The organism is Salinivirga sp. (genome assembly GCF_035268865.1).
Lineage (GTDB): Bacteria > Bacteroidota > Bacteroidia > Bacteroidales > Salinivirgaceae > Salinivirga.
The window spans coordinates 1-13,754 of record NZ_DATFKB010000186.1 but is presented as its reverse complement, the minus strand read 5'-3'; the positions used below and the strand labels follow the sequence as shown (position 1 = coordinate 13,754).

Here is a 13,754-nt window from a genome sequence, read left to right as displayed (position 1 = left end):
TGACTGATGACAGCAACATGATGAAAATGGCGCGTGCGGTAAGAAATGCAGCAATAAACATCCACCTTTCTAATGCACTTAACCTTGACGCACCTGCTGAAATAGTACCAAAAGGAATGGAAGAGAAGCCCAAATTGATTAAAGGTACAATCAAGCAAAAAGGAAATGACGTTGCTAAGTTCGAAATCAAAAGAAAATTCTTCGCATTCATTCCTTTCTTGCAAAGACCTTATAAAGTGACTGTACTCAAAACAGATGAAACACTTCAAGCAAAACAGGGATTAACTCATTCAATGCTACCTTTAGCTAGATATGATTTTGTACTTACAAAAGGCAAAAAATCATTTATCGGGTTACCGGAATACGTAAGCCTCGGCAAAATGAAAGCCAAGCCTAAAGCACGCTCCAAAGCATCTACATCAATCATGTATGATTATGAAGGTAATGTTAAAATCATGAGCTCGTCGATTCAGGACAAGTGGGCCTACCTGAACATTGGCCTTGTAGAGGTAACCAAAGATGAAGCTTTGAAGGCAGAAAACACCGAAACCAAAGCTAACTTTGAAGATTATGAGGAACTTGTAAAAATTGAAAAAGATATTACTACAATTAAACGTGACAGGGAACTGGGTTTTGGTGGCTTCATGTCTGCTGCCATGAATAAATTCCAGGGCAAACCTTTAGACGTAACAGAGGTTTCAAATGATACCGACGAAAACGCTATTGATGTTGAAGCAAAAACAAACATTAAGGAAAAAAATGATAAAGGTTACTGGACTACCAAAGAGGTAGGGAAAGTAGCCGTTGAGAGAGAACTCATGTACTAATTTTCATAATGAGTTAGTTTGTTTAGGGAAGGGTGTTCGCACCTTTCCCTTTTTCTTTGGTTTAATGATTTTACAAACAGTTTTTTTTAATCAGTCGAGAAATTAAAAACTCTTTTTCCCATTTTGTGCAATGCATGACCCACTTTAGATCTTTTAAAGGGTTTTACATTTTCTTACTAAACTTTTTTTTCATGCGATGTACTGAGCTTGTCGAAGTGGAAAAAATTTGCATACTGACTAAAATCAACACAACGATTCAGCACCTAAGCCGTTTTTTTATCCATAACCAGGAAATAAAAAAGTGCTAAGCACCAATCAGAATAAAACCTGCCCAGTTTTTGTCCAGAAAGCCTGCTTCTATGGCATCGAGCTTAGCTAGACGAAGTGCCTCCCTGTAGGCATACCCCTCGTTTAAATAGTTATAAAATGAGAGCATAATGTCTTTTGTACGTTCATCATGTACAGCCCATAGAGAAGCTACTACTCGTGGTACTCCAGAAAGAATTCCTCCTCTTGGCAGTGCCATAACACCCTCACCATCCAAATAATCTCCGCGACCACTATTGCAGGCACTTAACACCATTAAATCAGCATTTAAACGCATATTGAAGAGCTCGCCAAGTGAGAGCAGACCGACATCAGTGTTGTTCTTAATATTATTTTCATACAAATATAGGCCCGAACGCTCAGGATATTTTCTATTTACGAGTCCGTGGGTAGCAAAATGCAGAATATCATAATTGGGGAGTTCTGCTTTAACTTTATTAAGCTGAGCCTCTTTCCCCTTAAGCTGCACTACATTTTGTAGTGTCGCCGAGACCTGCCCTTTGATACCATTTACTTCCTCAAGACTATATGGTAATGCGCTTAACCCACCTTCGCCTCTATACTCAGACGCATAATACGCTTCGGGCTCATCGTTAAAATCATCAAACAGCGGAGCTATGGCCAACAAACTTTCAGGAGGCGAAAAACTATTCTCCTTGCGCAGGTTATACCAAAGTACACTTGAATACGAGTATGAAATTGAAAAACTCCTTATGAGCATTTCATCATTGGCCTTTAGCCTTTCAAACGGTATATAGTTTAAATTGGCATCAGGCACAATCACCAGTTTATTAATATTTTTCAAATAAGGCGAAAGGTTTTCAAACAATATCTCGCCAATATCTGTAGTTTCACGACCGGTAAGTACCGAGTAGCGCTCAGCCTCTATTTTATCATGCAGCTTTTCCCTCTTGTGATAAAAAAACATTGCGGTATCGGGCAGCACTAATAATTGCGCCCAGGAGCTATCGAGCACATAATATTCAACCAAAGCCTCGTCGGTCATTAGTTCTGACTGCACCTGGGATATTGAAGCAATATTTATATTTCCCTCCAACAACTCAATATCTGTGTTTCGATATTGTTCATCTATGCTGTACCTTAGCATTAAATTATCGATCAATTCGCTGTTTAGTTTCATTTCTAAATCAGCAACATCACTTCCACCCTCAGTCTTAGCATTGGCAAGTTTATTACGCGCTTCCTGCACTTTACGAGCACTCTCCATAACCTGTCCAAAAAGTGTAGAATCACCCTCCAGAACAGACTGATACCTGTTCTTGTTCATCAAAGTATTTAAATGAAGTGCCTTGGATGTTAATGCAAGATTCATGGTTTGTTCAAAATACGCTTGCGTAGGCAAGTTGAGCAAAAAAGCCAGGTTCTCATCAAGAAAAGCATCATATTCTTGTGATAAACCGGAAACTTCAAAACCATAAATATCTTCGGCCATTATTTTTTTAAACAGGCTATTCTGAAGGTCAATTAATTTGACAATAACGGATGTATAGTCTTCATCCCTGACACTTTCAAGTTGCATATATATAGTTTGCAGCAAATCAAACAAATAGTATTGCTCTGCGTATTTGCTCGATGAAGCTATAAGGGGGACCTTTTGACCATTTATTTCTGTTAATGAATCAAAGGCTGTCAAAATTAATTCTTTTGCCTCATCAATTTGGCCTTTTTCCATAAGGACATTGGCTTTTATTTCTGCAGCTCTATTGGCAAAAAATTTCTTGCCTGGCAATGTATCAAGCACATCCAAAAAAGCCATAGCGGTATCGGGAGCGTAAAATGATGCAGCCTCAGAAATTAAAGTATATCCAAAGGCTCTGTTATAGGCAGACATTGATTTCTCTTCAAGTAGTTTACGAGCAATATTCAAATGCGCCCACATTTGTTTTTCATCATCTTTTTCAGCATAATAATTTGCAAGATTTCCGTGAGTCGCAGCTTTAATATTGTATGCCGGATAAGGTAATGTATCCAGAAGCTTAGCAGCCCGATTCGCATATGCGATAGCCTTATCCAGGTTATTAAAATGCTGATAATAGTTTTGACTAACTTTGGTTATAAAATATGCATTATACATTAAAACAGGTATAGTAGCTGCCTGGGATTCAAATAATTTAATATCATTCTCCATTACCTCATTTTTTGTCTGAAGCAAATCAAAAGAGGATTGCATATTACCAATAATACTATAATCTGAAAGTGCCAGACTGGAAAGATCATTGGCTTCGAGGGCCAGACTGCGGGCTCTATAGAGTATATCTATGGCTTGTTTATTCTTCCCTTTTCTGAATAGGTGCAATCCATAATCAACAAGGGTATTACGCAAGGGCTTGCCATCTTCATCGAGCCCCTCTAATACATCAAACATCGACTGATAAATTTCATCCTGGGTACGGCTCTGAAAATTTTCTTTGCCCGGAATATTTTTAATTCGATACAACGTAGTTCGTAATAATCTCTGCGCGGTAAAATATTCTATGTGGACCGTATCTCGTCTGGCACTGAACACAGCCATACTATTTTTTAAAATATCGTAAGCTTCCAGATATTGATATTGGTGTTTTAAAAGGTTTGCCTTTTCATTTTCCAAAAACAGGTACTGTTCAATTCGACCAGCCTGCAAACTGCTTTCAGCAAGACTATCCAGAATATAATTAACTTTCTTAACTTCAACATCTTCGTTGTATAACGAAATGGCTTCATTATATTCCTGGTAAGCAGGGTATTTTGTCAACCCCCGCACCTCGAAATAAAATGGATAATATTGTGATAAAAGCGGATTAGCAACACAACAAAACAAAAAAAGTAGCAATATTTTATAAAAAATTGGTGACACAGAGAATTTGGAGACCATAAATCAAAACTTTTCTGGTTAGTTTATTTCAAACAAGTGAAAAATCCGAAAATTATTGACCAAAAATTTCGGACTTCAAAGGTTGAAATTAATAATTATTAGGGTTTAAAAAAGTATGGCAAGCAAACTATCTAATCAACTTTGAAAAACCTTACAGCTAACACAAATCACAATCTGACTCCGCATAGATTGGTTATTTTCAATTTCTTAACCACGCATTGACAACAAATAAAACCGTTAATTGTATATTATTGTAACAATTATTAATTAAATTTAATTATATAAAAAAACAGGTAAAATCACCTACAAATTGATAAACACAAAAAAAAGCGAAACAATATCCCTATTGCTTCGCCTTCAATTTTTATAAAAGTTAAGTATTAGTCTAACATACAACGTACTGAGAAGCCCATTTGATTACTATTTAGGTCGTGTTCTACACCATGGCTATCATCTTCAAACTTTTTTGCATAGGTATAACCTTGTGAGGCATCGGCGCCACCAATCCAAAACCATGTCCACTCCCCATAACGGGCAAAAACACCATTTCCACTAGCTCTGTATCCCTCCATACCTGCAGAGAAACCAGTTTCGTTATAATCCGTATACAACTGTTCTCCATGGAATTTTAATTTACGACCTGGTTCAGAACCTAAATAATCGAGTAATGTTTGCCATTCGGACTCAGTGGCTACGTGCCATCCGTCAGGGCAAAGATTACCTGTGGCAACAGTGTAATAGTTATAATAAGCTCCCCTATCTGAATTAGAAGAATTGTTTTCATACCATGCATAAGCAGGTGTAGTCAGCTCTGACCATGTATCTTCATTTGTAACATTTGGAATTGCAGTTCCATCGCTATATGTAGTAGTGCGAAGGTTTTCTGCCATCCAAACCTGGTCTCCCATTTTCACTGTAGAATAGGCATTACCTTCGATATCGGTCACCGGGGAAGTGGTCTCAAAAGTCACTTCAGTACCATATGAAGTTCCGGCATCGCTCATTGCGTATGCTCTTGCATAATAAGTTGTACCAGCTGACAAATCTTCTATTTCCACGGTATATAAATCATCACTGTCTTCTGTTTCTAAACCATTGTCATCAATAGTTGGCTCAGATGCTGTTCCCCAAACAATTCCTTTCTCAGTAACATACTCATCGCCTTCGCTTACAAGCTCAGCTTCTAAAAAAGCAGAAGTTTCACGGATATATTTTGCTTGTGTGTCACCTACTTTAGGTGCAGCCAAATCCTCTTCGTCATCACAACTTATAAAAATCAGAGAAAATACAGTCAGTGCAGCCAAAAATTTCATTACATTCTTCATAGTCAATTTGTTTTTCTATTTAACATTAAAACAGGTCCGGTTTCCGGCCTTGCTTTAATTGTTAGTTGCAATGGATGTCTTTTTTGAAAAATTTATTTCATTTTATGCAGAGGTAGCTGCATTTAGGTTTCACTCAAGATTACTTAATAAAATATGCAGCAAGTACACTGACAAGTGCTTAAAATATTGAATAAAAACCTAAAAATCTATTTTCAGTTGCTTTGGCAAGTCACAGTTTTCACTCAAAAAGTTGGTCATGGTGGCTCCGAGCAAACGCACCCCTTTAGACTGAATTTCTTCGGCTGGCAATAGGCCCATAAGAGTTTTGATAGTTTCTGCTCTGGTGTAAGGATGCCCCTGGGTATGGCTGCGGGTAATGGTTGTAAAATCGGAATACCGTACCTTCAAAGTGATGGTTTTTCCATATTTATTTTTGGTCTTGCAACGCCCCCACATAATCTCAATCACTTCCGATAACTTCTCCCTGACTTCAGGCAGATTGTAAATATCGGTTTGATATGTGCGTTCGGCACCAATGGATTTCCGGTCGCGGGAGGTCACCACAGGCCGTTCGTCTATTCCTCTTACCACATCGTAATAGTAGCGCCCAACTTTACCGAAATAGCGGATCAATTCCTGCTGCGACAATCGTTTCAGGTCTTTCCCTTTGTAAATACCCAACCGGTGCATTTTCTCCTGAGTTTTTTTACCCACACCGAAGAACAATCCGATTTCGAGTGCTTCTAAAAATGATTCGGCATCTTCGGGCTTAATCAGGTAAAAACCATCCGGTTTGTCCATATCAGAAGCAATCTTTGCAAGGAACTTGTTGTACGACACACCAGCCGATGCTATAAGGTTTTCACGCATCCAAATCTCTTTTTTAATTTCTTTGGCAATTAATGAGGCAGATGGAGGCCCTTTTTGGGGCTCTGTCACATCCAAATAGGCCTCATCAAGCGATAAAGGCTCCACGAGGTCAGTATATTCATGAAAAATTTGTTGAATATTAGCCGAGACTTCCCGGTAAACCTGAAAACGATGTGGGGTAACGATCAAATGTGGACAAAGGTTCAGTGCGCGTGCCATGGGCATGGCCGAATGGATGCCGTACTTGCGGGCTTCGTAACTGGCCGCAGCCACCACGGCGCGCGATGAGTTTCCGCCTACGACCAAAGCTTTACCCCGGTATTCGGGAAAATCTCTTTGCTCAATCGAAGCAAAGAACGAATCCATATCCACGTGAATGATTTTGCGCATAAAGGGCAAAGTTAGGGATAAGCAAGATAAAATAAATTGTCATTCAACTGCAACCTAACAACTAATGAAATCATTACTTGTTTACTTAGCTAAAAGTATGACTGTAGAGGACTACATAAAAACCATTATATTTTTTAAGGGTTACTCCGGCAATCTATAAGTCAATCCAAAACTTATAAAATTGTCTAATGCGGCATCGTTTAAACCCAGTCCTCCTGAAATATCCAATTGGAAATTGGGTAATACCAGATAGGTGAATCCGGCATCAAGCAAGTGGGCGTCGGCTCCTTTTTCCGGTACTGTACCATAACTTTCCACGAACATGCCCAACGCATCGGCAAGTCCAATTCCGAGTGCGAGGGAGTAAAAGTATTCCGGAACGGCTGTATTTCCGCTCCATTCTGCACCTAAATTATAACCTAAAGAAAACCGTTCTGATAGCGTATGCGCAAAAGCCAAACGCATATTCCCGCCCACATATTCGGGTTTAAAAGCCTTATCGGCCGTAAAAGGTAAAATCAAACCTCCAAGAAAAGCAACCTCTGGCAGCCAGCCATTTTCATCTGCAACTTTTACTTTAAATCCGGTATACAGGGGCGAAAATCCATTCGCCTTATCTGTTTCATCTGTATCCTGGAATTCTACTTTTTCTTCCAGGTATTCCAGCCCCAACCGCAATTCAAAATTATCCAGCAAACCATAGCGAAGCAGTGTGGTATTGTAGGTTATTGAGCTCAAATCAAACAAATCTGTTTGTTCATTAGCCAGCATAAAACCAGTTTCGATTTGTAACGATTTCACCGGAACAGTTACTGAAGATTCCGTTTGATCAGGCCTGTCTGTAATCAAAACAGGCACATTTTCCTGGGCCTGAACCACAAAGGCTAGCACTATAAAAAAGAGGGTTATTTGTATTTTCATTTTTATTTTTTTAGCAACTATAAACCATGCCTTAAAAATTACTCACTAGACAATTGAGTAAAACAATAAACAAGTGTAAAAGTTTAAAACAAAGTCTATCCCTGCTTAGCAGCAAACGCATATAAGCTTAATAAGTTCTAACTAACCATTAAAATCTTATTGCCTTTTTACATTTCATTTTATTTAGAAACACCATCCACAATAGTGAACCTGAAAGTTGACCCTACACCCAATTCAGATTCAACGTTAATTTGCCCACCAAGCATTTCTACATATGATCTTGAAATAGCAAGCCCCAATCCTGATCCTTCATAAGCCCGTTTATCCTCTATATCGGATTGCTCAAATCGATTAAAAATAGCCTTCATTCTATTTTGGGGTATACCTATACCTGTATCTGATACAAAAAACTCAAAAACACTGGCTCCATTTTCCTTTCTCAATGTATAACCAAACTTGATACTCCCCTGGTCCGTGTATTTAATTGCATTTTTAATCAGATTGGTTAAGATGGATTCCAACTTTTGTTTATCGGTTAGAACCCTGTTCTCATTTTCTGAAAGTGTGGATTCGTAAATCAATTCAAGCCCTTTGGCTTCTGCTTCTTTTTTGAAGAAAGTGTAGTGTTCCTCAAGCACCTGATTGACAAAAACCCCAAACTTAACAACGCTAACCTGACCTGCTTCTATTTTCGAAATATTGATTATATCATTCAAAGTATCCAGCATCCTTTTACCACTTTTCTCAATTATTGCGATATATCGATTTTGATTCTTCACGGTAAGTCGTGGTTTTTTTAATAAATTAATAAATCCCAATATACCATTCATTGGGGTTCTTATTTCATGGCTCATATTGGCCAGAAAAGCTGATTTGAGTCGGTCACTCTCTTCGGCCAACTCTTTGGCCACTTCAAGTTCAGTATTCATAAGCTGAATCCGGTCTATGGTCTCTTGTTTTTCTTTCATTTGCTTGTTGATCTCCCGGGTCATTTGATGAAAAGCTTTGGACAGTGAGTTGATTTCATTAACTGATGATTCAGGCAATTTCAAAACAGATCGGTCTTCGTAGTACTGGTTGATTCCGTCAATTATGCGAAGAAGGGGCTTAACCACTTTTCGGCTGTAAAAGAATACTGCAAGTAAAAGCAACAATATAGCTGAAAGTGAAAGTACCACAGTGATGTAAACAATATTATTAAGCGGATTATAAACCTCATACATATAGCCGGTTACAACCAGATAAAACCCAAATTCAGGGATTTCTTTTGTAAAAGCATATTTTTTTCGTGGTTTTACTTCATCCGGGTTCTTCCAATCGTAAAAGCTTATCTCTCCTTTCGCAGACAAAATGCGATCAACTATTTCTGATTGTTGTTTTAAAAAAGATCCATTATGGTGCTTCTCCAGCATAGGATGAAACAATATATTTTTGTCTTGATCATACAATGTGGCGTATCCCGAGCCCTTTATCTTCACTGAAGAAAGGATATTTTTCAAATCATCTTTGTTCAGTAATTGCATAAACTCGCTTTTGTAAGAGGTTGCCCCTAAAACCCAGTTCCATTCCGGAAATTCCATTACATAGGCCACCTTTTTCCTGAGTTTGTTATCTTCAGGGTTCCTCCAGGGATATTCCGTATAACCATTCCGTACACTGTCCCATACCTCGCAGCCAATGGTATGCGAACAATCTTCGTGTCTTTTGAAAGGATGAATATCCAGGGTAAGCTTTCCATTGTCATTCCCAACCGCAACAATATAGCCGGTAGTCCCGATAGCCAGACTGTTACAATACTCCTGTATTGCATCTTTAGCTGCTGGCTCCGTTAGTTTACCACTTTCATATTGATCGTAGTAATAACGTACCACATCAAGACCCGATTTTGTGATACCTCTAAGGTAGTTTTCAATAGCCGAATTAAGCGATTTCTGGAGATTTTGATGAATTTTTTCACATCGAAGTATAAGATCCTCTTCAGCCTGTTCTTTTAAAGAGTGCTTGATTAAATTGTAGTCAATAATAAAAATGACGGCAATAATAACAATCATATAAAGGCCAAAGTACAGAAAGTTATGACTCCTCAGTTTCATAGAATCTTATTCTTTATGTGCAGTATACACAGTATTTAGTTTATTAAAACGGCTCCAGCTGTATATTTAATTAACTCAGGAAGCAAATGCCCGGTGTATTTTTATAATTAGTGGCAAAAAAAATGCTTCTATCCGTAACTGACTACCGTCTTATTGCATTTTTGCTTAAAACCTTCCTATACTTTATGCTCATTTCTTTTAAACTTAGTTAATGATCCTATTGCACTTGATTCATGATCTATTTTGGAAGAAAAGACAACAATAAGATCTTATACTAATTTGCCACATAAACAAATCTAAGAATGTTTTGCAAGAAACAACAGTTAAAATCCCAATTTTCGGACGAAATGAGATTTTCATACGCTTAATTCCGTCAGGTATTGCAAAGCCAGCCTGTACCCTTGTAGACCCGCTCCGCTAATCACAACCTTTGACTTGGCACCTGTGAGGCTTTGGTGGCGATAGTTTTCGCGGGCGTAAATATTGGAAATATGCACCTCCACCACCGGCGCATCGATTGCTGCGATGGCATCGGCTATACTTACGGAGGTATGCGAATAGCCTCCGGGATTAAAGACAATGCCATCAACATCAAACCCGACTTCATGCAGGTAATTAATGAGTTCACCCTCCACATTGGATTGGAAATAGATGAGCTTGTGGCCGGGATAAGCTTTGCGGAGCGTGTTTAGGTAAGACTCAAAAGATTGGTTTCCATAAACGCCGGGTTCTCGCTTTCCGAGCAAATTAAGATTGGGTCCGTTAACGATGGCAAATTTCATTGATCCGTTATTTTTTTTATTTTTTCATGAACGATACAGCCAATCCGCCACCAGGGGCTAATTGGACGTTCAATGTATCGGTAGCTTGAAGTGTGTGTGTTTCAATATTGATGGACTCAGGGTTATCATCCCAATGCGCGTCGGGCGCATCTTTATACAATGTCGCTTCATAAGTAACATCCTTATCAAGAAAATTAAGCGGCAATGCAAACTCGCGGGCATGTTCATCAGTAATGCTGCCCAGAAACCAATTACCGGTTTCTTTCTCCTTACGGGCAATGGTCACATATTCGCCCACTTCTCCGTTGAGTACTTCTGTTTGCTGCCAATCCACCCCCACATCACGAATAAACTGAAAGGCAGGTCGCCCTTTGTAATGTTCAGGCAGGTCGCAGGCCATTTGCACCGGGCTGTAAATAACCACATAGAGTGCCAATTGTTGCGCCAGTGTGGTACTTACCTGGTTATCGGGCTTGTATGGATCCAGTTTAATATTGAACGCTCCAGGAGTAAAGTCGATGGGCCCTGCCAGCATACGTGTAAAGGCTACAGTTGGCAAATGCGAGGGTGGGTTACCACCATCGGACGACCAGGCGTTGAATTCCTGTCCACGCAGACCTTCACGTGAAATGGCATTGGGATAGGTACGGCGAATACCCGTGGCCTTGATCGGCTCATGTGCATTTACAGCGACCTTGTGGTGCGCTGCTGTTTCCAGCACCTTACGGTAATGTTGTACCATGTATTGTCCATGATGATACTCCCCTTTGGGAATGATCGTGCCCACGTACCCGGTTTTTACGGCATGCAATCCCAAAGACTCCATAAACCGGTAGGCTGTATCAAGCTGCTGCTCATAAGTGGTCACCGCAGCCGATGTTTCATGGTGCATTATAATTTCTACACCTTTACTTTTTGCATAACGTACGACCTCATTAATGTCATAGTCCGGATATGGCGTCACAAAATCAAAAATCCCCTCACGGTTGTCTACACCAATCCATTTCTCCCAGCCGGTGTTCCAACCTTCTACAAGTATACCACCAAGGTTATTTTCTGCCGCAAAATCGATGTAGCGTTTGGCATTCTCAGTTGTAGCTCCGTGTCTGCCGCTGGCCAAATCCCATGTCGATTTATCCAGGTGCATTTCCCACCAAATGCCAGCATATTTCATAGGTTTCACGTAGCTCACATCACCCAGCTTATTGGGCTCGTTCAGGTTCAAAATCATTTTAGAAGCAATCAGATCCGTTGCATCGGGGGCAATTTGTATGGTACGCCAGGGCGTTTCAAATGGCAAGCTCACTTTAGCTTTATATTCGGTGCGTTCCGACCCAACAAGTTCGCTCCGCATGGTAAGGTTTTCTGTATCGACCCGGAGTGTCATCCCCGGATAATTGGTCAGTGCAGCCTCATGAAAGCTCAGATGCAATCCGCTTGTTGTACGCATGGTTACCGGTGTGTTTACGGCATTATAGGGTATATAAGTTTGCGCCAGCGATTCATGCTGAGCAAATTGCAGGGCATCAATCTCTGAAAACAACGTCTCGTTATACAGATGTTCGTAAATATCCCAATCGCCCGGAATCCACCACACGCGATGATCCCCTGTAAGGCAGAATTCAGTATTTTCTGCAGATATTTCGAGTGAATCGCGCCCGGGTTGTTCGGGAAACTCATAGCGAAAGCCAATGCCCTCGTCAAATACCCGGAAGCGAATATTCATTGAGTGTTTTGGTTTTTTAATCTCTTGCAGGCTAACCAACATCTCCTGGTAGTGGTTTACAACCTCTTTTTGCTCACCCCATGGCATAGTCCATTTTTTATTGACAGACTTCATCCGCGTATCCACTACCCTAAACCCGGACATTTCAGGCTGATTAAGAAACTCAAATCCCATTGAAGAGGGTTTAATAACGGTATCGCCCTTATAGGTGACCGCATATTTAGGTAGTTGGTTGTTTTTCAAATCGAGTTTCACTTCAATTTTTCCGTCGGGTGATTGTATAATCATTTGACTATTAGTTTTTGTGCATGCATACAGCATGGTAACGATCAAAAGACCTAAAATGTATTTTTTCATTGGTGGATTTTTTATTCAGAGGTGTAAATATACGAAAAATGAAAGAGAGATTAATTGAAGTAAGTCCGTTTCTGAAATAGGGTTGAGTTACCAATTTGGGCTAAGGTAAATTTAAAAAATGTTGGGAACAAGCTCATCTATGCACGAAAAAATTCCTGACTAAAGCCATGAAGCATCTGAAACACCCTCTCACCGCCATAAATGGGGGTGCAAGTCATTAGCCTAATTGCTGTAAAAAAATTTTCGCAGAATATAACTTACCACACCATTCATGGCGCGGAGCTCAGTAACTCTCAAAAATCGACAAGGCCTCAACCAGGAAGCTCCTTTTTGCAGTAAAATATTCCCGGCTAAAGCCATGAAAAGCTATAGCCTCTGCTTCTCACCGCCATAAATGACGGTACAAATCATTAGCCTAATTCCTGTAAAGAAATTTTTGCAGAATATGATTTACCACGTCATTCATGGCGTGGGTTACAGCATTCATTTAAATCTACAGGGCTTTAGCCCGGGAGTCAACGCTATGTAGTCAGCTTTATATTTAAAAAAACTGTTACGGATTGTAAACACTATAATAAAGCAATTGCATTGTAAATACAATCAGGTTGTAAAAACGGAAGCATAATTAGAATAGCGCTCTGTTTAAATGGGTACTAAAACAGCATCAGTTCATCTGGTATTGCAAACTTGTTTTAAAAAGGTGCATTGGGAAGTGACCATGGCTTACGCGGAAGGTTTTCAAATCATCCACGTAACTGATATCCACGGCATAAAGCTCTTCAAGTTCTCGAATGCGGTCTTTTACTAATTGTTCGTCAATATTTAATTGCCGTGCCAATTCAACCGGAGTGCCAGTATTCTCAAGCGCAATGAGTTTGGCCATTTGTTTTAGTTGATTTACATAATCCATAAGCTGTAAAATATGGGGTGTTTTTGTTTTTATTTGCGAAAATAAATCAATAAAACGCGAAATGCAAAATTCATTTTTAACACAAACATGAAAGTTATTAACAACTGATAATGTGGAATTAACCTAAAAAAACTTTTTTTTCTACAGAAGAATTAAAATCTAACAAAGCCCAGTGCTTACTCGATCACAATCTCATCTACGAAAATAAATGCTTCTCCCCCGTGTCCCATGTGCCAGTCGGGTATAGTACCATAATTTTTGGCAACAACTTTCACGAAACGTGCATATTCATTGAGGTTGGTAAGTTCAAAATCGTCAAGAACCGGCCCGTATCGATCTTCAGAAACGCTATTT

9 protein-coding genes are annotated in these 13,754 nt (G+C 39.5%); 1 reads left to right on the top strand and 8 read right to left on the bottom strand.

Annotated elements, in window-relative coordinates:
- Positions 1-827 (top strand): hypothetical protein (locus VJ937_RS11140; protein WP_324067090.1); only part of this gene is annotated, 827 nt, incomplete at its 5' end.
- Positions 828-1,131: 304 nt separating this feature from the next.
- On the opposite strand, the gene VJ937_RS11135 is transcribed toward VJ937_RS11140, so the two are convergent.
- The 8 genes from VJ937_RS11135 to VJ937_RS11100 form a co-directional block, all read right to left on the bottom strand.
- On the bottom strand, positions 1,132-4,026 hold the full coding sequence (locus tag VJ937_RS11135; protein WP_324067088.1) for a CHAT domain-containing protein: 2,895 nt from the start codon (positions 4,024-4,026) through the stop codon (positions 1,132-1,134).
- A 380-nt stretch (positions 4,027-4,406) separates the two neighbouring features.
- Positions 4,407-5,351, bottom strand: coding sequence for a fibrobacter succinogenes major paralogous domain-containing protein (locus VJ937_RS11130; protein ID WP_324067086.1), 945 nt, complete (start codon positions 5,349-5,351; stop codon positions 4,407-4,409).
- 198 nt (positions 5,352-5,549) lie between these two features.
- Complete coding sequence (dinB, locus tag VJ937_RS11125) at positions 5,550-6,611, bottom strand: DNA polymerase IV (protein WP_324067084.1); 1,062 nt, start codon at positions 6,609-6,611, stop codon at positions 5,550-5,552.
- A gap of 141 nt (positions 6,612-6,752) precedes the next feature.
- Positions 6,753-7,532, bottom strand: coding sequence for a transporter (locus VJ937_RS11120; protein ID WP_324067082.1), 780 nt, complete (start codon positions 7,530-7,532; stop codon positions 6,753-6,755).
- Positions 7,533-7,711: 179 nt separating this feature from the next.
- The gene (locus VJ937_RS11115) at positions 7,712-9,625 is read right to left on the bottom strand and encodes a cache domain-containing protein (RefSeq protein WP_324067080.1); all 1,914 of its coding nucleotides are present in this window, start codon (positions 9,623-9,625) and stop codon (positions 7,712-7,714) included.
- Between the two features lie 356 nt (positions 9,626-9,981).
- A complete protein-coding gene (locus tag VJ937_RS11110) occupies positions 9,982-10,407 on the bottom strand; it encodes a type II 3-dehydroquinate dehydratase (RefSeq protein ID WP_324067078.1) in 426 nt (141 codons plus the stop codon).
- 16 nt (positions 10,408-10,423) lie between these two features.
- On the bottom strand, positions 10,424-12,490 hold the full coding sequence (locus VJ937_RS11105) for a glycoside hydrolase family 97 protein (protein ID WP_324067076.1): 2,067 nt from the start codon (positions 12,488-12,490) through the stop codon (positions 10,424-10,426).
- Between the two features lie 664 nt (positions 12,491-13,154).
- Positions 13,155-13,400, bottom strand: a complete 246-nt coding sequence (locus VJ937_RS11100; RefSeq protein ID WP_324067074.1) for a hypothetical protein — start codon at positions 13,398-13,400, stop codon at positions 13,155-13,157.
- Positions 13,401-13,754 lie beyond the last annotated feature (354 nt).

Bases quoted from the DNA above. Each gene is read 5' to 3' on its own strand.
- VJ937_RS11135 (WP_324067088.1), bottom strand. From the start codon at position 4,026: ATGGTCTCCAAATTCTCTGTGTCACCAATTTTTTATAAAATATTGCTA.
- VJ937_RS11130 (WP_324067086.1), bottom strand. From the start codon at position 5,351: ATGAAGAATGTAATGAAATTTTTGGCTGCACTGACTGTATTTTCTCTG.
- dinB (WP_324067084.1), bottom strand. From the start codon at position 6,611: ATGCGCAAAATCATTCACGTGGATATGGATTCGTTCTTTGCTTCGATT.
- VJ937_RS11120 (WP_324067082.1), bottom strand. From the start codon at position 7,532: ATGAAAATACAAATAACCCTCTTTTTTATAGTGCTAGCCTTTGTGGTT.
- VJ937_RS11115 (WP_324067080.1), bottom strand. From the start codon at position 9,625: ATGAAACTGAGGAGTCATAACTTTCTGTACTTTGGCCTTTATATGATT.
- VJ937_RS11110 (WP_324067078.1), bottom strand. From the start codon at position 10,407: ATGAAATTTGCCATCGTTAACGGACCCAATCTTAATTTGCTCGGAAAG.
- VJ937_RS11105 (WP_324067076.1), bottom strand. From the start codon at position 12,490: ATGAAAAAATACATTTTAGGTCTTTTGATCGTTACCATGCTGTATGCA.
- VJ937_RS11100 (WP_324067074.1), bottom strand. From the start codon at position 13,400: ATGGATTATGTAAATCAACTAAAACAAATGGCCAAACTCATTGCGCTT.